This is a genomic window from Reyranella sp., assembly GCF_004297265.1.
In the GTDB taxonomy this organism is placed as follows: Bacteria; Pseudomonadota; Alphaproteobacteria; order Reyranellales; family Reyranellaceae; genus Reyranella.
Genome location: NZ_SCUT01000028.1, coordinates 116,460 through 136,496, shown reverse-complemented (window position 1 = coordinate 136,496; position 20,037 = coordinate 116,460). Strand labels below are relative to the sequence as shown.

The window sequence follows — 20,037 nt, the reverse complement described above, 5'->3', positions numbered from 1 at the left end:
CTACGCGAGGCTCCGGTCGAGACGACGGGCTTTCCTGTCAGACAGCCAGATTGTCGATCAAACGCGTGCGGCCGAGACGGGCCGCCGCAATGACGCGCGCCGGACCCGTGACACGCTCGAGAGGCTTCAGGCTCTCGGCATCGACCACGGTGAAATACTCGACGATGTCGAAGCCGCCGTCGCGCAGCGCCCGCGATGCCGCCGCCGACGCCTCGGCGCAGGAGGTCCTTCCATCGCGCACCGTGTCGGCGACCTTCACGAGCTGCCGGTACATGCAAAGCGCCTGGGTGCGCTCCTCGGCGCTGAGGTAGCGGTTGCGCGACGACATCGCGAGACCGTCCTTCTCGCGCACCGTGGGCATGCCCACGATCTCGAACGGCATCGCGAGGTCGCGCACCATGCGCTTGATGACCTGAAGCTGCTGGTAGTCCTTCTCGCCGAAATAGGCGCGATCGGGCATCGCCATCAGCAGGAGTTTGCTCACCACCGTGGCGACGCCCTGGAAGTGTCCGGGCCGCAGCGGACCGCACAGGCCGTCGGTGATGCCGGCGACCGTCACGGTCGTGAGCTGCTCGCCGGGATACATCTCGTCCTTGCTCGGCGCGAAGACGATGCGGCACTGCGCATCGCGCAGCTTGTCGAAGTCGCCCTGCTCGTCGCGCGGATAGGCGGAGAAATCCTCCTTCGGGCCGAACTGGGTCGGATTGACGAAGATGCTGGTCACCGGCACGTCGCCGCGATCGAGCGCGCCCTTCACCAGGCTGACATGCCCTTCGTGCAGCGCCCCCATGGTCGGCACGAGGCCGATCGTGCGACCGGCCTTGCGAAAATCGGCCACGGCGCGGCGCAGGTCGGCAACGGTGCGGACAATGGCGAGGTCGTTGGCGTTCGCGGATGCGGTCATGATGCGCTGGTTAAGCACATCACGCCGGAGCCGGGCAAGCAGGCCTCAGGCGTGCGCCAGGATCCCGGACCGGCGCTCCGACGGTACCGCGACGATATTGTCGGAGACCGGCGAATCATCGCCCATCGGCTCGACGCCGCCCGTCACCGGCGAAAAGACAAGGATGTCGTAGCCGAGTTCACCTCGCAGGCAAGCAATCAAGGCATCGATGCTCGCACCCTGCGCGCGCAGCGCCTCGTCGTTCGCCTCGACCATGAGCATGGGCCGCTGGGAGGAGAGTGTCCTGCGTGCCCCTTCGAGCACATGCATCTCCGCACCCTCGACGTCGATCTTGATGACGTCGACCTGGGCAATACCGAGCCGATCCACCACCGAGTCCAGGCGTTCCACGGGAACATGCTCGACACCGGCTGAAGGCGCATCGTCATGGACCAGCGCGCCCAGCGTGTTGTGGCCCGAATGCACGCCAGACGCGATCTGCAGTGCGGCGGTGCCTTCGTTGCTGCCGACGGCGACCGGCACGACGGTCACATTGCCGAGCTTGTTGCGCGTGACATTGTGCTGGAGTTTGCGACGCTCGCGCGAGCTTGGCTCGAAAGCCACGACGCGCCCGGCAGCACCGACCCGCTTTGCACTGAACAGCGTGTAGAGGCCTTCGTTCGCGCCGACATCGAGCATCGTCATGCCGGGCTTCAGGATCTGCCCGAGGAAGAACAACTCGTTCGGCTCGAAGGTGCCGCCGACATAGAGGCAGAGGCTGTGATCGTTGCCAAGCATTACGTCGACCTTCAGCCCATCATACCATTTGACGGTGAGCGGGACCTCGAGCCGCCGTTCGACCGCATGGTCCCACAGCTTGGCGCGACGCAGGGAGCCCCAGGTCCGCTCGATGTAGTACTCGGCACCGAACGTCCAGCCGGGATAGCGCTCGAGCCTGACACCGCGCCTGGCAATGAGGTTCGCATAAAGGCGGCCCAGCGGAGGCACGCCGGAGATCAACGCGCATCCAGCTTTGTCCAGCCAACGGCCGACTTGATAGGGGATGTTCCGGCGATGGTGGGCCCACATTCCGGCGAAACCACTGGATGACGATCCAATCACAACCACACCATCTCGTGCCTTCCAAGGCACAGATCATCGCTGCACCGGTCTTGGTGCACTCAATGTCTGCGCCATGGGAAGATTTGGAGCGGGCGAAGGGATTCGAACCCTCGACCCCGACCTTGGCAAGGTCGTGCTCTACCCCTGAGCTACGCCCGCGCTCCGTATCCGGCTGGGTAGTTGGCCGGAAGGCGGCGTTGATAGGGCTTTTCCTCCCCCTTGGCAAGGGGCTGGAAAGCGGCGCGTTCGATGGGGTAGAGCCCTCACCCACCATGCTTGATCCGACCCAACTGCTCAGCCGCCTCGACGCGCTCGGCATCGCCCATCGCACCGTCCAGCATCCGCCGGTCTTCACGGTCGAGGAAGCCAAGGCGCTGCGCGGCGACCTGCCCGGCCATCACATCAAGAACCTCTTCCTGCGCAACCGGAAGGAGGAGATGTGGCTGGTCGTGGCGCTGGAGGACCGTGCCATTGACCTCAAGCGCCTGGGCGAGCGGCTGGGCGCAGGCAAGTTCTCTTTCGGCAGCCCGGATCGGCTGCGGCGCCATCTCGGCGTCGAGCCGGGCTCGGTAACGCCCCTCGCCGTCATCAACGATCCGGAGCACAAGGTCCGGCTGGTGCTGGATCGCGGCCTCGCCGAGGGCGGGCCGGTCAACGCCCATCCGCTGGTCAACACCATGACCACGGCGCTTGGCATTGCCGACCTGCTGCGCTTCTTCGCGGCGACCGGCCACACCCCCGAGTGGCTCGACTTTCCCCTCTGACGTTATACTATAACGGAATGCTTTTCCGCGCACTGCTGCTGGCCTTGGGCCTGGTCGTCGTTTCCCTGCCAGCTTCAGCCGAGATCAAGGCCGTCGCGACCTTCTCGATCCTGGGCAACCTGCTGGCCGAGGTGGCGGGCGACAAAGTGGCCGTGTCGGTGGTGGTCGGCCCCGACATGGATGCCCATGCCTACCAGCCTCGTCCCGGCGACGCGCGCGCGCTGGCCGAGGCGCAGGTGCTGGTGAGCAACGGGCTCGGTTTCGAGGGCTGGATCGACCGGCTGGCCAAGGCGGCGCCCTTCAAGGGCAAGGCGATCGTGGCCACGACCGGCGTTGTGACCCTCAAGGCAGGCGCGGACCACGGTCATTCCCACGATCACGGGGCGGACCCGCATTGCTGGCAGGACGTCCAGAGGGTCCGCACCTATGTCGCAAACATCGCCAGGGGCCTCGCCGACGCCGATCCGCCGAACGCTGCCTCCTATCGCGAACGCGCCGAGGCCTTCGACCGCCGCCTGGTCGAACTGGATGCCTGGGTGAAGGAGGAGATCGCCAAGGTGCCGGCCGACAAGCGCCGGGCGATCACCGGCCACGATTCCTTCCGCTATTTTTCCAGCGCCTACGGCGTGAAATTCCAGTCGCCGCGCGGCTACAACACCAGCAGCGAGCCGTCGGCGCGCGACGTCGCGGCGCTGATCCGCGCGGCGCGCGAGCAGCGCATCAAGGCGCTGTTCGTCGAGAACATGACCAACCCCGGCCTGATCGACCAGATCGCGCGCGAATCGGGCGCCGTGGTCGGCCCCCGCCTCTACACAGACGCCCTCTCGGGCCCGGACGGACCGGCGCCCACCTACGAGAAGATGATGCGCCACAACGTGACCGCCCTCGTCGCAGGCATGCTGAAGAACTGACCGCACGCGAGGTCGTGGACAGGAGGCGGCTTTCCCCCGGTCACTCAGGGATGCTAGCCATGTGTCCAGAGGGTCAGAGACACGATGCCAATCCGCCGGATCAGCGCTGCCGACGCCTACGGAACGTTAAGGGCCAATCCGGACAGCAACTGGCCGCGTCGTGACGATCCTGCGAACAGGTTCGCGCACTTCGCCGATCCATCGTTCAAGCCGCGCTTCACGCTGGAGCCGGGCCAGCGCATCTTCACCATCGGTTCCTGCTTCGCCCGCGGCATCGAAAGGACGCTGGCAGACCGCGGCTTCGACATTCCCACGCTGGCCCTGAAGGTCGACAAGACCGGGTGGAGCGGTGATCCGACGACGATCCTGAACAACTACGTGCCGCCGGCGATCGCGCCGCAGATCCGCTGGGCGTTCGGCCTCGAGGAATTCGACATCGACCGCCATGCCATCGAAGTGGCGCCGGGGCGATATATCGACCCGCAGCTGACGCTGGGCTTCCGGCCCGTCGCCGCCGAAGCGCTGGTCGGGCGGCGCAACGACATCAGCGCGATCTATCGCAATCTCGCCAGCAGCCATGTGGTGCTGATCACCCTCGGCCTGATCGAGGCGTGGTTCGACAATCGCTCGGGTCTCTACATCAACTGCCCGCCGCCCAAGGGAATCGTCCGAACCGATCCCTCTCGCTTCGAACTGCATGTTCTCGACTATGCCGACGTGACCCGTTCGCTCGCCGACCTCGTCGACCTGCTCGACCGGGTTTGCCCGCCCGGTCATCGCATCATCCTCACCGTCTCGCCCGTGCCGCTCCAGGCGACCTTCACCTCGTCCGACGTGGCGGTGGCGAACGCCTACAGCAAGGCGGTCCTGCGGGCGGCGGTCGAGCCGTTCGTCGCCGACCGGGCCCACATCGAATACTTCCCCTCCTACGAGAGCGTGGTCCTGACCGACCGGTCGATCGCCTTCGTCGACGACCAGGTCCATATCCAGACGTCGATGGTGCGCTTCAACGTCGACCGCATGATCAACCGCTATGTCGAGACCGGCGACGACACCATTGCCAACGTGATCGCACGCGCCCGCGAGGATGGCGCTGCCGGACGCTTCCAGGCCGGCCTCAAGCGGCTGCAGCAGGCCTGGACGTCACATCCCGGGAATCCCGACCTCGCGATCGCGCTGGCACGGGCGCATCTCCGGGCCGGCAATGGCGCCGCCGCGGAATCCCTGCTGCTCGCGTTGCTGGAAACCCACGAAAGCGTTCCCGGCCGCACCCTGCTCGCACGCCACTACAACGAGAGCGGTCGCCACGAGGAAGCCGCGTTGCAGGCCGAGAAGGCCTGCGAACACGGCAAGGCAATGCTCGACCCCTCGCTGCAGCGGGTCGAGGCCTACTATCATCTCGGCCGATTCGAGGAAGGCTTCGTCGTGCTCGACAGGATCCGCTGGCCCCTCGAGCGCAAATCGCTGCTGCTCCACTGGAAGGCGCGTTACTGCGAGCGGCTGGGACGGCTCGAGGATGCCGAAGCGTTCCTGCGCGAGTGCAACGGGCTCGTGGAGAATGCCCTCTACATGGCCGCCTTCGCCGAGTTCCTGGCGAAGCAGGATCGCTGGCCTGAAGCGGCCGAATGGGTCGACCGCGCCCTGCTCCACGATCCGAACGAGAAGACGGGCCTGCGCCTGCGCGCCGAGATCCGGAAGGCCCGCCTGCCGTCGCGCCAGGCTGGCGTCGCAACCGCCGATGCGGCGACCCCTCTCGAAAGGGCCGCACGATGGTCGACCGCCCTGATCCGGCGCGCCGTCGGAAAGGCCTGAACGCCGCTCAGGCGGCCGTCATCGCCAATCCGGCCTTGTGACGTGCAGCCTGGAACGTGTTGAACATGAGGCAGGCCACGGTCATGGGGCCGACGCCGCCCGGCACCGGCGTGATGTATCCCGCCACCTTCTGCGCCTCGGCGAAGGCCACGTCGCCGACCAGCCGGCTCTTGCCCTCCGGCGTCGGGATGCGATTGATGCCGACGTCGATCACCGCGGCGCCCGGCTTGATCCAGTCGCCCTTCACGAACTCGGTCTTGCCGATCGCGACGACCAGGATATCGGCCTGACGGCAGATGCCGGGGAGGTCGCGCGTGCGCGAATGGGTGATGGTCACCGTGCAATCGGCGCGCAGCAGGAGTTGCGCCACGGGGCGGCCCACGAGGTTGGACCGGCCGACGATCACCGCATTGAGGCCGGACAGCGAGCCCAGCGCATCCTGCAGCAGCATCGAGACACCGAGCGGAGTGCAGGGCACCGGAAAGTCGAGCGGTGCGCCGGGCGCGATCGAGCCGAGGCGGCCGACATTCACCGGGTGGAAGCCGTCGACATCCTTGGCCGGATCGATGGCGATCAGGACCTGCGCCGTGTCGAGATGTTTGGGCAGCGGCAGCTGGACCAGGATACCGTTCACCGAGGGATCGGCGTTGAGGCGCCCGATCAGCTCCAGCAGCTCGGCCTGGGTCGTGTCCTCGGGCAGCTGATGGTCGAAGCTCGCCATGCCGAGCTCGACCGCGAGCCTGCCCTTGCTGCGGACATAGACCTGGCTGGCCGGATCGGCGCCGACAAGCACCGTGGCGAGGCCGGGCTTCGGCCCACCCTTGGCGACGAAATCGGCAACCCCGGCGCCCACCTTCTGGCGCAGGCCGCCCGCGAAGGCTTTTCCGTCGATCAGTTTTGCATCAGCCATTCTTGTCCATCCATTCGGCAATCCGTCTGGCGAGCGCATCGGGCTCGCCCGCGACGCTGAGCGTCTTCTCCCGTGCCGTTCCGCCGCGCACGATTTCTATGGTCGATTTCGGCACGCGCCAAGCGTCTGCCAGCAGGGCGACGACGGCCGCATTGGCCTTGCCATCCTCGGGAGCCACCGTCACCGCGGCCCTGAGCGCGCCTTCGGGCGTGCGCTCGAGCGCCGTGCGGCGCGCCCGCGGCTGCACGCGCAGCTGGATGGTCACGCCGCCGGGGTTCCGGCGCAGGAAAATGGGATCGGTCGGGGGAGCGCTCAGCGCACGAAGGCCGGCCAGACATACTCCCACAGCAGGCTGCGGATGAAGAACAGGCCGAGCAGGAGGATGACGGGCGAGATATCAACGCCGCCCAGGTTCGGCAGCACGCGGCGGATCGGGCGTAGGACCGGCTCGGTCAACCTGAAGAGCAGGTCGACCACGACGCGGATGAACTGATTGCGGACATTCACCACGCCGAACGCGACCAGCCAGCTCATGATCGCGCTCGCGATCACGATCCAGGTGTAGATGTCGATCACCTTGTCGATCAGCACCGCCAACGACAGCATCGGGCCCCCGCGCCTTGAGGCCGGCCAACCGCCGGCCGCGGCACCCTACTCGGCGGGCCTTGCCGATCACAAGCCCATTCAGGCCCGCGTCAGGCTGAGTTCCACGCTGCCCAGCCGGATCGAGCGCACCGCGCTGATGTCGCGCGGTCCGTGCTCGGGCAGCAGCCGGGCGCCGTCGAGGAAGGTCCCGCCCGGGCTTCCGAGATCCTCGAGGCCGAGACGGTTGCCCGAGAGCATGAGCCTGGCATGGGGCTGGCCGACCGACGGATCGGGCACGCTGAGATCGGTCGGCGCTCCGGTATCGGCGCCCGTCAGCGCATAGGTGCCGGCGGTGCCGGCGACGGCGAGCGAGACCGTGCCGCCATTGCCGAGCCTGCCGGAAAGCCGCCAGCCGCGCGCATCGGGCAGCGCCACCGGCGGACCCGACAGGGCGACGGGTCCCGTCGTCGGAGCGCCGCCGCGCGAGGGCGCGAAGCCGAACGAGCCGGCGGAGTCCGCCTCATCGCGCGGCCAGCGCATGAAGGCGAAGACCCAGAGCAGGATCAGCGGCACGATCGTGCCCACGGCGGTCAAGGTGAGCAGGATGGCGCCGAGGCCTGCCCATCCCGGCAGACCTGCCTTTTCCACGATGCGCCAGGCCATCCACGCCGCCAGCACGGTGCCGACCAGTGCGAAGGCACCGGTCAGGCCGAAGAGGCTCGTCAGGGCCGCGATTTCCACGCCCATCGGCTAGCGCCTCGGGGACGCTTCGCCGGTGGGCCAGGTGCTGAAGGCCAGCATGCCCATGACGATGAACGAGCCGATGAACGGCACCAGATGGAAGAGCGACAGCGCCCCGGAGAAACCGGCCCGCGTGCAGATGCGCCAGGTCGGGATGATGAGGATCAGGGACATCAGCACGTAGCTGACCAGCATCAGGGCCACCGTGAGGGAGCCCAGGGCCAGCACCCATGTCACCAGGCTGGCCATGACGTCAGGCGAGGGCAACGACTTCGATCTCGACCATGACGTCGCGCGGCAGCCGGGCGACTTCCACGGTCGAGCGCGCGGGCGTCGCGCTGCCGAAATATTCGGGCAGGCCATACACCTCGTTCATGGCGGCGAAGCTGTCCATGCTCTTCAGGAACACAGTGGTCTTGACCGCATGGCCGAGGTCGCTGCCCGCCGCCTTCAGTACCGCGCGCAGGTTCTTCAGCACCTGGTGCGTCTGCTCGGCGATGCCGCCCTCGACGATCTCGCCGGTCGCGGGATCGAGCGGGATTTGCCCCGCACAAAACACCAGGCCATTGGCCACGACCGCCTGCGAATAGGGGCCGAGGGCCTTGGGGGCGGCGTCCGTCTGGACGATCTTCTTGGCGTGGGCCACGGTCTACCTCTCGATGAAAACGGGGACCGGACGCTATCACAGGCCGGTTTGCTTGACAGGGGGCCCGGTAACCATTATCCGCGCGGTTCTCCAAGGGTCGGAGGGGGCTGTAGCTCAGCTGGGAGAGCGCCTCGTTCGCAATGAGGAGGTCAGGGGTTCGATCCCCCTCAGCTCCACCAACCACCCCGACCCTCGGCCGTTTGCATCCGGCCTCATTCACTGGCCTGTCCCGGCGCATCACGGCACTATTGCACTCGATGCGCAGACGCAAACGTCCCACACCGGAAGAACTCGGCCTCACCGCTGCGGAAGGACGCCTCCTCGCGTCGCTCCGCACGCCACAGCGCGTGCAGGAATACGTCTCCGCCCTCCCGGCCAATTTCGAGCCGGACGGCGACAGCCTGCGTTCCGTGCGCGGCGTGCTGCGCCATCGCGAGGCCCATTGCCTCGAGGCGGCGTTCGTCGCGGCCTGCGCCCTGTGGCTGCAGGGCGAGCCTCCCCTGGTCATGGACCTGACGGCCACGCGCGAGGATGCCGATCACGTCGTCACCCTGTTCCGCCGCGACGGCTGCTGGGGCGCGATCTCCAAGAGCAATCATGTCTGGCTGCGCTGGCGCGACCCGGTCTATCGGAGCCTGCGCGAACTGGCGATGTCCTACTTCCACGAATACTTCAACAAGGGCCGCAAGACCCTGCGCACCTATTCGACCTCGATCGACCTGCGCCGCTTCGCGCCCGACACCTGGATCACCAACGAGGAGGATTGCTGGGAAGTCGGCGCCGCGCTCGACGATGCGCGCCACTATCCGCTCATCAGGCCGACGCAGAAGCGGTGGCTGATGGCGCCCGACGCCACCGTGCTCAGGGCCGACGACCTCGTCCAGTACGAAAGCCGCGACCGCAAGACGGCCCGCAAATACTGAAGGGAGCCCGCCATGAGACAACTCCGCGCGATCCTGCTGCTGATCCTGCTGGGCACCGCCACACCGGCGGCGGCCCAGATCCCCGCCGAATGGCAGGCCGCGGCGCAGGCGGTGATCGGCGAGCTGGAACGCGACACGCCCCTCGCCGCCAAACCCTGGACCGGGGCGGAGCTGACCCAGGGGTGGAACCTCGCGCGCGCCTGGCGCCGGCACAACAACGGCAACGTCGAGATCATCCTCGCCGAATACCTGATGTTCGTGGCGCTCTGTCGCCTGGGCTGCGCCGGCAGCACGGTCGAGGGCCAGGGCTATGTCGCTGCGGCCGGAGAAGTGAAGGCGCTGATCGCCCAGAACGGCGGCTCCTATGCGCTGGCCGCGAACGCCAGCAGCTGGCTCGGCGGCCTCGCCGATCCGACGGGCGCGGCCAGGAAGAATGTCGCTCTCTGGGCGAAAGACCCAGACATCCCGTCGGCCGACTTCGCGACCGGCAACATCTACGCGCTCAGCTGGCTGCTGGCGCGCAAGCGACCGACCCCCGCCGAACAGGCCGACACCTTCGCGCGCTTCGCGATCTTCGTGCAGACCAGGGCCTGGATCGGCACGCGCTGCCTCGACATCTCGAAGGTCGCGACCGTGCTCGGCGCGCCGCCGCGCATCGAGGCGTGCCAATAACCGCGTCGTCCTGAGCGATAGCGAAGGACCTTGCCGAGCGACCGGCGGACTCCCTCGCGGGCGTGAGGTCCTTCGCTATCGCCCAGGACGACAGATATGAAAAGGGGGCCTCGCGGCCCCCTTTTCCGATTCCAGCTGCGATTGCTGCGCTACTCGGCGGCGATCTGGGCGTTCACGAACTTCTTGGCGTCGAAGTCCTCGGCGACCTTGAGGTCGTTGGCGATCAGCTTCTCGACGTCGACCTCGGCGTAGCCCAGCACGCCCATCTCGCCCAGCGCCTTCTGCACCTTCGGCCCGAACAGGCCGATCTCCTTGAGGATCGGCACGATGCGGGTGAAGAGGCGGGTGCGGAACGACTGCATGGCGCCCGAGTGGTAGGCGTGCTCCAGCATCTCCTTCACCGGCAGGCCGGACCGCGCCCAGACCTCGCCCTGGTTGAAGCGGTCGCGCATGAAGTACAGCGCCTCGACGACGAACTCCTCGCGCTCGGCGCGCTCGGCATCGGAGATGTGCGGATAGTATTCGCGCAGCGCCATGCGGCCAAAGGTGACGTGCCGCGCCTCGTCCTGCATGACGTAGGCGTTCACGGCGCCGGCCAGGTTGTTCTTGGCGGTGTCGCGGATGCGCTGGAAGGCGGCGAGCGCCAGGCCTTCGATCAGCACCTGCATGCCGAGATAGGTCATGTCCCAGCGACGGTCGGTCAGCGTCTGCTCAAGCAGGTTCTTGAGCGAATCCGTGATCGGATAGGCCGCCTTGAACTTCTCGTGGATCAGACGCTTGTAGCTCTCGACGTGACGGGCCTCGTCCATCACCTGCGTCGCGGCATAGAACTTCGCGTTCATGTCCGGCACGGTGTTGACGATCTTGGCGGTGGCGATCAGCGCGCCCTGCTCGCCATGCATGAACTGGCAGATGGAATGGCACTGCAGGTTGAAGCGCAGCCAGTCCTTCTCCTTGTCTGTCATCTTGTCCCAGAAGGGCGAGCCGTAGATCGGGATCGTCTCGTCGGCCATGCCCATCGGGTTGCCTTCGAACAGCTCCTGGGTCCAGTCGATACGGGTGCTGGTGTCCCACTGCTGCTGCTTGCCCTTCTCGTAAAGGTTCAGCAGGTCGGCGGACCCGTCCTCGTATTCCCAGTTGAAGGCGATCTCGGTCGCGCCATCGAACTTCCAGTTCGTGATCTCGACCGGCAGCTGATAAATTTTTTGCGTTGTCATCGGCTCTTGCCTCCTGGCCCTGAACCTTGTCCCATCCCTATGGAGCGTCGGAACAATGACGCTCCGCTCATTTTTCTCGGCGGACGCTAGCACAGTCTGCTAGGAGAGTCCGCCCGGAAATCGGGCATCTGAAGACGAGTTTTTGATGTCCTACAATCAGCTGCGCATCGCCAAGATCATCCAGGAAACGCCGGACGCCCGCTCCTTCGTCCTAGAGATTCCGCCCGACTTGGCGGAAAAGTACCGCTACCGCGCCGGCCAGTTCCTGACCTTCCGCGTTCCCCATGCCGACGGCGCCTTCAACCGCTGCTACTCCCTGTCCAGCGCGCCCGAGACCGACGGGTTGCCGAAGGTGACGATCAAGCGGGTGGCCGGCGGCAGGGGCTCCAACTGGTTCCACGACTCGCTGACCGAAGGCGGCATGCTGGACGTGCTGCCGCCCGCCGGCCGCTTCGTGCTGGGCGACGGCGACGCCCCGCTGCTGTTGTTCGGCGGCGGCAGCGGCATCACGCCGATGATGTCCCTGATCAAGAGCGCCCTCAGGGGGCCGCGCCGCATCCGCCTGTTCTATGCCAACCGCGACAAGCAATCGGTGATCTTCGACGCCGAGTTCGAGGCGCTGCTGGCCGCGCATCCCGGCCGGCTGGAAATCGTCCATCACCTCGACGCGACGCAGGGCATCATCAAGCCCGAGGAGATCGTCGCCGCCATGAAAGGGTTCGAGGCGGGCGACGTCTATCTCTGCGGCCCCGGCCCGTTCATGAAGCTGGTCGAGGAGACGCTGTTCGAGCACGGCATGCCGCACGACAAGGTGCGCATCGAGCGGTTCGAGGCCTCGGGCAACGACGCGATCCCGATCCAGCCCAGCGAGGAAGGCGACGTGATCCCGAGCGAGATCACGATCCATTTCGAGGGCAAGGTGCACAAGGTGGCCTATGCCAAGGGGCAGACGATCCTGGAGGCGGCGCGCGCCGGCGGGCTCAACCCGCTCTCCTCCTGCGAGGAAGGCTTCTGCGCCTCCTGCGCGGCCAAGCGCATCAAGGGCAAGGTCATCCTGGCCAAGAACGACATCTATACGCCGGAGGATCTCGCCAACAATTGGATCCTGACCTGCCAGGGCCACTGTTTCGGGGCCGAGGTCGAGATCACCTACGACGTGGTGTAGCGATCGGCGCCCGTCCCCTCGCCCAGGCGACCATCCTGACCCTGGTCGCCGGCATCGCCGACGCCGTGGGCTACGTCACCATGGGTGGCGTGTTCGCCGCCAACATGACCGGGAACACGGTGTTGGCCGGCATCGACATCGCCAAGGGCAACCATCTCGGCGCGTGGAACCACCTCACGCCGCTGGTCGCCTTCTTCCCCGGCGCCATGCTGGCCCGCGCGATGGTACGCCTGTTCAAGGGGCCCGCGGCGGGCATCCTGCTCGAAGCGGCGCTCCTCGCGATCGTGGGCTTCCTGCCCATTGGGGAGGAAAATGCAGTGATGATCGTCGCTTTCGCGATGGGACTGCAGGCCTCGACGATCACCAGCTTCGCAGGCCATTCGGTCAGCACCGTCGTCGTCACCAGCACCCTGGCCCGCACCGCCGACGCCGCCGTCGACCGGCTGTGGCGTGGCGCCGCGATATCCCCGCCCTCGGCCCTCAACACCGGGCTGCTGGCGCTAACCTGGACGGGCTACCTCGTGGGCGCCGTGATCGGCGGCCTCCTGCTGCCGGTGCTGGCCTGGCCGCTGCTCGTCCCGGCCGCCCTGCTGATCCTGATGCTGCCGTTGCTGGGCTGAGCGACGCTCAGCCCGTTGAGCGACAGGACATTGCTCGCAATGTCCGAGAGCGCCGAAGAACGAACGCTCCGCTAAGCCGCCGCGATCGCCTTCTCGACGAACATCTTCCGGTCGAACTCCTCGGCCACCTTGCCGTCGTTGGCGAGAACCTCGGCGACATCGATCTTGGCGTAGTCCATCACCCCCATATCGGCGAAGGCCTTCTGCACGCGTGGCCCCCACAGGCCGATGTCCTTCACGGTCGGCACGACGCGGCTGAACAGGCGACCGCGGAAGGACTGCATCTGCTTGGAATTGTAGTGGATGTCGTCGAGCACCTTGGCCGGCAGGCCGAGCCGCTCCCAGACCTCGGACTGATTGAAGCGGTCGCGCATGAAGTAGAGCGCCTCGACCACGAATTCCTCGCGCTCGTCGCGCTCGGCATCCGACAGGTGCGGGTAGTATTCACGCAGTGCCAGCCGACCGAAGGAGACGTGGCGCGCCTCGTCCTGCATGACGTAGGCGTTCACCGCGCCAGCCAGCGTGTTGCCGGCCTTGTCGCGGATCGACTGGAAGGCGGCGAGCGCCAGACCTTCGATCAGCACCTGCATGCCGAGATAGGTCATGTCCCAGCGGCGGTCGGTCAGCGTCTGCTCGAGCAGGGTCTGCAGCGCCTTGTTGATCGGATAGGCAACCTTGAACTTGTCGTGCAGCAGCCGCTTGTAGGCCTCGACGTGACGGGCCTCGTCCATCACCTGGGTGGCGGCATAGAACTTGGCGTTCATGTCGGGAACCGTGCCGACGATCTTGGCGGTGGCGATCAGGGCACCCTGCTCGCCATGCATGAACTGCGAGATCGAATTGGCCTGGAGATGGAGCCTGAGCCAGCTCCGCTCCTTCTCGTTCATCCTGTTCCAGTGATCGGTGCCGTAGATCGAGATCGCCTCGTCTTTCAGCTCCATCGGATTGTCGGGATTGAGCTCGAGCGACCAGTCCAGCCGCGTGCTGGCGTCCCACTGCTGCTGCTTGCCCTTCTCGTAGAGTTCGAGCAGCGGCGCGGAACCGTCGTCGTATTCCCAGTTGAACAGGAGGTCGGTCGCGCCGTCGAACGTCCATTGCGTCACGTCGACGGGCAGGGCGTAGATCCGTTGCGTGGTCATGGCATCACCCTCCCAGGGTGGTTCTGGCTATTGCTTGCCGGAAAGATGACGCCTCGCTCATATATTGGCAAGCCCCCCGACCCATCACAGCCCGTCAGGGCTGCAGCCGGTAGCCCCCGCGGTCGGTCACCAGGATCGCGGCGCTGGCCGGGTCCTTCTCGATCTTCTGGCGCAGCCGGTAGATGTGGGTCTCCAGGGTGTGGGTCGTGACGCCGGCGTTGTAACCCCAGACCTCGTTCAGCAGGACGTCCCGCCCCACCGGCCGGTCGCCGGCGCGGAACAGGTACTTCAGGATCGAGGCTTCCTTGTCGGTCAGGCGGACCTTCTTCTTCCCGCCCTTCTCCATCAGCAGCTTGCCCGCGGGGTGGAACTCGTAGGGGCCGATCGACATGACGGCGTCCTCGCTGCGCTCGTGCTGGCGCAGATGGGCGCGCAGGCGCGCGAGCAGGACATTGATGCGAAACGGCTTGGTCACATAGTCGTTGGCACCGGATTCCAGGCCCAGAATCGTGTCGGCGTCGCTGTCGGCGGCGGTCAGCATGATGATCGGCGCGCGCACGCCCTCCCGGCGCATCAGCTTGCACAGCTCGCGACCGTCCATGTCGGGCAGGCCGATATCGAGCAGGATGGCGTCGTAATGGGCGAGCTTGGCCTTCTCCAGCCCTTCGGCCGCGGTGCTGACCTGGATGGTGGTGAAACCATCATAGAGATCGAGCTGCTCGGCGAGCACCGTGCGCAACGCCTGGTCGTCATCGACCAACAGGATTTTCTTGCCACGATTGTTCACGGACATGCGTCTGCTACCTGCCAGCCATCTGGAAATATATTCTATCCGGTACGATCTGGGCACAAAAGTGGTTCACTTCGGCGAAATCCCGTGGCGTGATACCGTGAGAGTCATGAATTCCAACCCGGCCCACTCCCGCAGCGCGGCTGCAGTCGCCGCCGTCGAACGCGCCATGGCGGAGCTTCGCCGCGGCGGAATCGTGGTGCTGCGGGACGCGGAAGGGGCCGGCGGCCTGGTCATCGCCGCCGAATCCTGCGGCCCGCGCGCCCTGCAGCGACTGCAGGGTCTCGCCCAGAACGCTCCGGTGCTGGTCACCACCCGCCGGCGCGCCGAGGCGATCGGCATGGACATCCCCCCGCACATCGCGGGCGGCATGGGCGAGACCAACAAGCCGATCACCATCGACCTGCCGGAGGGCGTCCCCGTCGACGTGATCCTGCGGCCGCACGAGAGCGACAGGACCGGCCGTCACGTGGCCCTTCGCCATCTGTCCCGACCCGTGGCCAGCCATGCCCCCGGCATCGCGCAGGCGGCGATCGAACTCGCCAAGCTCTCGCGCCTCCTGCCGGCGGTGGTCCTGGGACCCCTGACCCGAGATCCGGGCAACAAGCGGCGCGACTGGGCCCGCGAGCAGGATCTCGTCTATGTCGCCGCGGCCGACGTGTCGGCCTACGAGGAAACCGCTTCGCGGACGCTGCAGCAGGTCGCGCAGGCGCATGTGCCGCTCGAAGGCGCCGAGAACGCCCGCATCCTGGCCTGGCGTCCCAGCGACGGCGGCAAGGAGCACCTCGCCATCGTCGTCGGCGAGATCGACCCGACCGAGCCCGTCCTGATCCGCCTCCATTCAGAATGTTTCACCGGCGACCTGCTGGGCTCGCTGCGCTGCGATTGCGGCGTGCAGCTGCGCAGCGCCATCGCCGAGATCGCCAAACAGGGATCGGGCGTGCTGCTCTACCTGGCGCAGGAGGGCCGCGGCATCGGCCTGGTCAACAAGCTGCGCGCCTACGAGCTTCAGGACGACGGCTTCGACACGATCGACGCCAACGAGCAGCTCGGCTTCGACGCCGACGAGCGCATCTACGCGCCGGCCGCCACGATGCTGTCGCGCATGGGCATCCAGCGCGTGCGGCTGATGACCAACAATCCGGAGAAGATCGCCCAGCTCGAACGCTACGGCATCGAGGTCGCGGCGAGGGTCCCGCATTCCTTCCCGTCCAACGGGCACAACGAGAACTATCTTCGCACCAAGGCGGAGCGAGCAGGCCACCTGCTCTAATAACGACGACTGGAGAGGAAACATGACCAAGATGCGTCGCCGCGTTTTCGCGGCCGGTAGTGCTGCGTTCGCGTTCTCCCCGTATATCGTGCGTGCCCAGAAGAAGTACGACACCGGCGTCACCGACAAGGAGATCAAGCTCGGCCACACCAATCCCTATAGCGGACCGCTCTCGGCCTACGGCACCATCGGCAAGGCGATCGAGGCCTACTGGAAGATGGTGAACGACAATGGCGGCATCAACGGCCGCAAGATCAGCTTCATCACCTACGACGACGGCTTCGTGCCACCCAAGACCGTCGAGATGGTTCGCAAGCTGGTCGAGGACGACAAGGTCTTCGCGATCTTCCAGCTGCTGGGCACGCCGACCAACACGGTCGTGCAGAAATATCTGAACCAGAAGAAGGTGCCGCAGCTCTTCGTGGCAACCGGCGCCTCGAAGTGGGGTATGCCCAAGGAGTTCCCGTGGACCATGGGCTGGCAGCCCGACTATCACACCGAGGCTGCGATCTACGCCAAGCACGTCCTGTCCAAGTATAAGGACAACCTCAAGGACCTGCGCATCGGCATGCTCTACCAGAACGACGATTCGGGTAAGGACTATACTGGCGGCTTCCTCGCCGGCCTCGGCAAGGAGAACGAGAAGTACGTCACCGCCAAGGTGAGCTATGAGGTCACTGATCCCACGGTCGACAGCCAGATCATCCAGATCAAGAACACCGGCGCCAACGTCTTCTTCAACGACGCGGCGCCCAAGGCGGCGGCGCAGGCCATCCGCAAGGTCGCCGACCTCGGCTGGAAGCCCGACCATTATCTTGCCAATGTCTCGGCATCGGTTGCCGCCGTGCTGAAGCCTGCCGGGTTCGAGAACAGCAAGGGCATCATCACGGCCGCCTACCTCAAGGACGCCACCGACAAGCAGTGGGTCAACGACGCGGACTACAAGGAATGGGACGCGTGGATGAAGAAGTACCTGCCCGATGCCAACCCCGCCGATTCGGGCAACACCTATGCCTATGCCGTCTCTGCCACCATGAAGCACTGCCTCGAGGCCTGCGGCGACAACCTCACGCGCGAGAACCTGATGAAGCAGGCCGCCAGCATGAAGAAGCTGGTCGTGCCCATGCTGCTGCCCGGCATCACGATCAACACCAGTCCGACGGACTTCTATCCCATCCAGTCGGTTCGCCTCTCCGCCTTCGACGGCGAGACGTGGAAGCTGTTCGGCGACGTGCTGAGTAACGAAAGCGCCTGAAAACTGAAACCTGCCCGTGCAGGGCGCGATGGCACGGGGGATGCTTCCGTACGGTCACTGACCGACCGGAGCCACTCAGCCCGATGCCTTCCAATCTGACCCGCCGCCGCGCGCTGCTCACTGCGGCGGGGGCGGCAGCCCTTGCCGCCACGACCTACGGATCGGCACACACCGCCCCCCGTCCCGCGCAGACGCCTCGCCGACCGGCGCCGGGCTTTCCCGAGGGATTCCGCTGGGGCACCGCCACCTCGGCCTATCAGGTCGAGGGCGCGGCCCACGAAGCCGGTCGCGGTCCCTCGATCTGGGACACGTTCACCGGGGAGCCCGGCCGGATCCGCGACGGCTCGACCGGCCATGTCAGCGTCGACCACTACCATCGCTACAAGGAAGACGTGGCGCTGATGAAGTCGATCGGCGCGCGCACCTATCGCTTCTCGATCGCCTGGCCGCGCATCTTTCCCGAGGGCACAGGCACAGCCAATCCCCGGGGCCTCGATTTCTACGACCGGCTGGTCGACGAACTGCTTGAAGCCGGCATCGAACCGTTCGCGACGCTCTATCACTGGGACCTGCCGCAGGCGCTGCAGGACCGCGGCGGCTGGGAGTCGCGCGACACCGCCCAGGCGTTCGGCGACTACGCGGCCTACGTCGCCAGCCGACTCACCGATCGCGTGCGCCAGGTCTTCACCATCAACGAGATGCAGACCTTCGTGGAACAGGGCCACGAGACCGGGAACTTCGCCCCGGGCCTCAAGCTTCCTCTCGGTCGATTGAACCAGGTCCGTCACCATGCGGTGCTGGCGCATGGACTGGCCGTGCAGGCGGTGCGCGCCAGCGGCCGCCGCGGCACGAAGGTGGGGCCTGCGGAAAACATTGCCACGGCACTGCCGGCTGTCGAGACGGCCGAGAACATCAAGGCCGCGGAACTGGCGACGCGCGAGCTGAACGCACCCTACCTCACGGTGATGCTGGAGGGCCGCTACACCGATGCCTGGCTCGCGAAGGCCGGCCGCGACGCGCCGCGGTTCACCGACCAGGAGCTGAAGATCATCTCCAGCAAGGTGGATTTCGTCGGCCTGAACGTCTATGCGCCGAGCCAGTATGTGCTGGCGAGCGAGGCGGCGCCGGGCTTCACCCCGGTGCCCTTCCCGTCGTCGCATCCGCACATGGCCTCTTCCTGGCTCCTGCTGGGGCCGGAGGCGCTGTACTGGGCGCCGCGTCACGCCGCCCGGCTGTGGCAGGTGAAGGACATCTTCATCACCGAGAACGGCGCGTCGGCGGCGGACGAGATTTCGGCGGACGGTGCGGTCTACGACGTCGACCGCGTGATGTACCTGCGAAACTGCCTGATGCACCTGCAGCGCGCGACAGCGGAGGCCGTTCCGGTCCGCGGTTACTTCCTGTGGAGCCTGCTCGACAATTTCGAATGGGCCGATGGTTACGCGACACGGTTCGGTCTCGTCCACGTCGACTACGCCACGCAGAAGCGGACACCCAAGCTCAGCGCCGCCTTCTATCGCGAAGTCATTTCGCGCAACGCGCTGGCGTGAGCGGCGCAGCAATTCGCAGGCCATAAAACAGGGTTGGTCGCGACAGCCAGGAAATAGGATTTAATTTCTACTTTGCCCGCGAAACTTGGAAGCAGTTTTCGCGCATGAAAGCATCGCTCCCTAATATAAGAATTCCTGACGTGCCCGCTGTGCCAAGATGGGCGACGCTGTGAACGGCGAGAGGGGAATGAAATGAAGCTGCCCGTAGCGACGCTGGACCACGTGGTCATCAATGCCCGTGACGACATGGACCATGCGGCCGATGTCTATACGCGACTGGGCTTTTCGCTCACCGAACGCGGCTATCATTCGCTCGGTTCGATGAACCATCTCGCCATGTTCGGCACGGACTATCTCGAGCTGATCGCCATTCCGAAGAGCGCAACGTCGGGTCGCCTGGACCTGCTCACCTTCCCGTTCGGCCTCAACGGTCTCGTGTTCGGCGCGGAAGACTCGGCCGTCACCTACGAAGCGCTCGCCAAGGCGGGCGTCCCCGTCGACCCGCCCGTCGAGTTCACGCGCCCCGTGAAGGTCGGCGGCGAGACGCGCGATGCGCGCTTCCGCACGGTGCGCATGAAGGCCGGTGTCGTGCCGTACGGGCGCGTCTACTACTGTCATCACTTCACCCGCGACGTCGTATGGCGCGACGAGTGGCGTCATCATGCCAACGGTACGGTCGCCATCGTGCGCTTCCTGATCGTCGAGCCGGATCCCGCGGCGGCCTCGAAGCTCTATGCCGACATGTTCGGACCGGAAGCCGTGCGCGACATCAAGGGCGGCAAGTCCGTCGTGGTCAGCAATTCGCGCGTCGACATCGTGACCGAGGACGAGCTGAAGGCGCAGTTCGGCGATGCCGCGCCGGATGCCGAGGGCCGCAAGGCCTATATGGCGGGCCTCACTTTCCGCACGCTGTCGGCGGCGAAGGCGGCACGTGCCTTGCAGGCTGGCGGCATCAGTGGGGTGATTGCCGGAGAGGGCCGGGTCGTCGTGCCGGCGAAGCAGGCGTTGAACGCGGTGCTGGAGTTCATCGAATAGACTCGAGCACGATCGTCAGGGCTG

Annotated in this window: 22 protein-coding genes and 2 tRNA genes; 12 read left to right on the top strand and 12 right to left on the bottom strand. The window is 66.2% G+C overall.

The features are described from left to right. Positions 1–37 precede the first annotated feature (37 nt). From panC to EPO41_RS13510, 3 genes are all read right to left on the bottom strand, one after another. Entirely contained in the window at positions 38–904 is an 867-nt protein-coding gene (gene panC / locus EPO41_RS13520) for a pantoate--beta-alanine ligase (protein ID WP_296325850.1), read from the bottom strand. Positions 905–949: 45 nt separating this feature from the next. Beyond that, on the bottom strand, positions 950–1,891 hold the full coding sequence (locus EPO41_RS13515) for an FkbM family methyltransferase (RefSeq protein ID WP_296325848.1): 942 nt from the start codon (positions 1,889–1,891) through the stop codon (positions 950–952). A gap of 198 nt (positions 1,892–2,089) precedes the next feature. Next, a tRNA-Gly gene (locus tag EPO41_RS13510) sits at positions 2,090–2,164 on the bottom strand. A 113-nt stretch (positions 2,165–2,277) separates the two neighbouring features. Between EPO41_RS13510 and EPO41_RS13505 the strand changes: the two genes are divergently transcribed. From EPO41_RS13505 to EPO41_RS13495, 3 genes are all read left to right on the top strand, one after another. Then, positions 2,278–2,769 carry a prolyl-tRNA synthetase associated domain-containing protein gene (locus tag EPO41_RS13505; RefSeq protein WP_296325846.1) on the top strand — a complete coding sequence of 164 codons (492 nt, stop codon included), beginning with the start codon at positions 2,278–2,280 and terminating at the stop codon, positions 2,767–2,769. 17 nt (positions 2,770–2,786) lie between these two features. After that, positions 2,787–3,680, top strand: coding sequence for a zinc ABC transporter substrate-binding protein (locus EPO41_RS13500; protein ID WP_296325844.1), 894 nt, complete (start codon positions 2,787–2,789; stop codon positions 3,678–3,680). 84 nt (positions 3,681–3,764) lie between these two features. Then, a complete protein-coding gene (locus EPO41_RS13495; RefSeq protein ID WP_296325843.1) occupies positions 3,765–5,492 on the top strand; it encodes a GSCFA domain-containing protein in 1,728 nt (575 codons plus the stop codon). Between the two features lie 7 nt (positions 5,493–5,499). On the opposite strand, the gene folD is transcribed toward EPO41_RS13495, so the two are convergent. The 6 genes from folD to EPO41_RS13465 form a co-directional block, all read right to left on the bottom strand. After that, positions 5,500–6,402, bottom strand: a complete 903-nt coding sequence (gene folD / locus EPO41_RS13490) for a bifunctional methylenetetrahydrofolate dehydrogenase/methenyltetrahydrofolate cyclohydrolase FolD (RefSeq protein ID WP_296325840.1) — start codon at positions 6,400–6,402, stop codon at positions 5,500–5,502. Then, complete coding sequence (locus EPO41_RS13485; RefSeq protein ID WP_296325837.1) at positions 6,395–6,667, bottom strand: DUF167 domain-containing protein; 273 nt, start codon at positions 6,665–6,667, stop codon at positions 6,395–6,397. Before EPO41_RS13485 ends, folD begins: the two co-directional genes overlap by 8 nt. A 47-nt stretch (positions 6,668–6,714) precedes the next feature. Next, on the bottom strand, positions 6,715–7,008 hold the full coding sequence (locus EPO41_RS13480) for a YggT family protein (protein ID WP_296325836.1): 294 nt from the start codon (positions 7,006–7,008) through the stop codon (positions 6,715–6,717). Positions 7,009–7,086: 78 nt separating this feature from the next. After that, complete coding sequence (locus EPO41_RS13475) at positions 7,087–7,734, bottom strand: FHA domain-containing protein (RefSeq protein ID WP_296325833.1); 648 nt, start codon at positions 7,732–7,734, stop codon at positions 7,087–7,089. 3 nt (positions 7,735–7,737) lie between these two features. Next, entirely contained in the window at positions 7,738–7,977 is a 240-nt protein-coding gene (locus tag EPO41_RS13470; protein WP_296325831.1) for a hypothetical protein, read from the bottom strand. Between the two features lie 4 nt (positions 7,978–7,981). Further along, entirely contained in the window at positions 7,982–8,374 is a 393-nt protein-coding gene (locus tag EPO41_RS13465) for a RidA family protein (protein WP_296325829.1), read from the bottom strand. Positions 8,375–8,477: 103 nt separating this feature from the next. On the opposite strand from EPO41_RS13465, the gene EPO41_RS13460 reads away from it, so the two are divergent. The 3 genes from EPO41_RS13460 to EPO41_RS13450 all read left to right on the top strand — a co-directional run bounded on the left by EPO41_RS13460 (position 8,478) and on the right by EPO41_RS13450 (position 9,969). Next, positions 8,478–8,553, top strand: a tRNA-Ala gene (locus tag EPO41_RS13460). Between the two features lie 78 nt (positions 8,554–8,631). Then, on the top strand, positions 8,632–9,297 hold the full coding sequence (locus tag EPO41_RS13455) for a hypothetical protein (RefSeq protein ID WP_296325828.1): 666 nt from the start codon (positions 8,632–8,634) through the stop codon (positions 9,295–9,297). Positions 9,298–9,309: 12 nt separating this feature from the next. Further along, positions 9,310–9,969: a hypothetical protein gene (locus tag EPO41_RS13450; RefSeq protein ID WP_296325826.1), complete on the top strand. Its 660-nt coding sequence runs from the start codon at positions 9,310–9,312 to the stop codon at positions 9,967–9,969. A gap of 149 nt (positions 9,970–10,118) precedes the next feature. Here the strand turns inward: EPO41_RS13450 and EPO41_RS13445 are convergent, their stop codons facing one another. Beyond that, positions 10,119–11,186, bottom strand: a complete 1,068-nt coding sequence (locus tag EPO41_RS13445) for a ferritin-like domain-containing protein (RefSeq protein WP_296325824.1) — start codon at positions 11,184–11,186, stop codon at positions 10,119–10,121. Between the two features lie 145 nt (positions 11,187–11,331). Here EPO41_RS13445 and EPO41_RS13440 point away from each other — a divergent pair, with 145 nt between their 5' ends. Together EPO41_RS13440 and EPO41_RS13435 are read left to right on the top strand one after the other, a co-directional pair. Continuing rightward, positions 11,332–12,351 (top strand): ferredoxin--NADP reductase, encoded by a 1,020-nt coding sequence (locus tag EPO41_RS13440; RefSeq protein WP_296325822.1) that lies wholly within the window; start codon positions 11,332–11,334, stop codon positions 12,349–12,351. Beyond that, positions 12,285–12,971: a YoaK family protein gene (locus tag EPO41_RS13435; protein ID WP_296325821.1), complete on the top strand. Its 687-nt coding sequence runs from the start codon at positions 12,285–12,287 to the stop codon at positions 12,969–12,971. Before EPO41_RS13440 ends, EPO41_RS13435 begins: the two co-directional genes overlap by 67 nt. Positions 12,972–13,042: 71 nt before the next feature. Here EPO41_RS13435 and EPO41_RS13430 read toward each other — a convergent pair whose 3' ends face one another. Next, complete coding sequence (locus EPO41_RS13430) at positions 13,043–14,110, bottom strand: ferritin-like domain-containing protein (RefSeq protein ID WP_296325820.1); 1,068 nt, start codon at positions 14,108–14,110, stop codon at positions 13,043–13,045. 94 nt (positions 14,111–14,204) lie between these two features. After that, positions 14,205–14,903: a response regulator transcription factor gene (locus EPO41_RS13425; RefSeq protein ID WP_296325819.1), complete on the bottom strand. Its 699-nt coding sequence runs from the start codon at positions 14,901–14,903 to the stop codon at positions 14,205–14,207. A gap of 106 nt (positions 14,904–15,009) precedes the next feature. Here EPO41_RS13425 and ribA point away from each other — a divergent pair, with 106 nt between their 5' ends. The 4 genes from ribA (at position 15,010) to EPO41_RS13405 (ending at position 20,013) form a co-directional block, all read left to right on the top strand. Next, a complete protein-coding gene (gene ribA, locus EPO41_RS13420; protein WP_296325818.1) occupies positions 15,010–16,173 on the top strand; it encodes a GTP cyclohydrolase II in 1,164 nt (387 codons plus the stop codon). 22 nt (positions 16,174–16,195) lie between these two features. Beyond that, positions 16,196–17,428: an ABC transporter substrate-binding protein gene (locus EPO41_RS13415; RefSeq protein ID WP_296325817.1), complete on the top strand. Its 1,233-nt coding sequence runs from the start codon at positions 16,196–16,198 to the stop codon at positions 17,426–17,428. Positions 17,429–17,511: 83 nt separating this feature from the next. Beyond that, the gene (locus EPO41_RS13410) at positions 17,512–18,978 is read left to right on the top strand and encodes a GH1 family beta-glucosidase (protein ID WP_296325815.1); all 1,467 of its coding nucleotides are present in this window, start codon (positions 17,512–17,514) and stop codon (positions 18,976–18,978) included. 192 nt (positions 18,979–19,170) lie between these two features. Beyond that, positions 19,171–20,013, top strand: a complete 843-nt coding sequence (locus EPO41_RS13405; protein ID WP_296325813.1) for a VOC family protein — start codon at positions 19,171–19,173, stop codon at positions 20,011–20,013. The last annotated feature ends 24 nt before the right edge of the window (positions 20,014–20,037 follow it).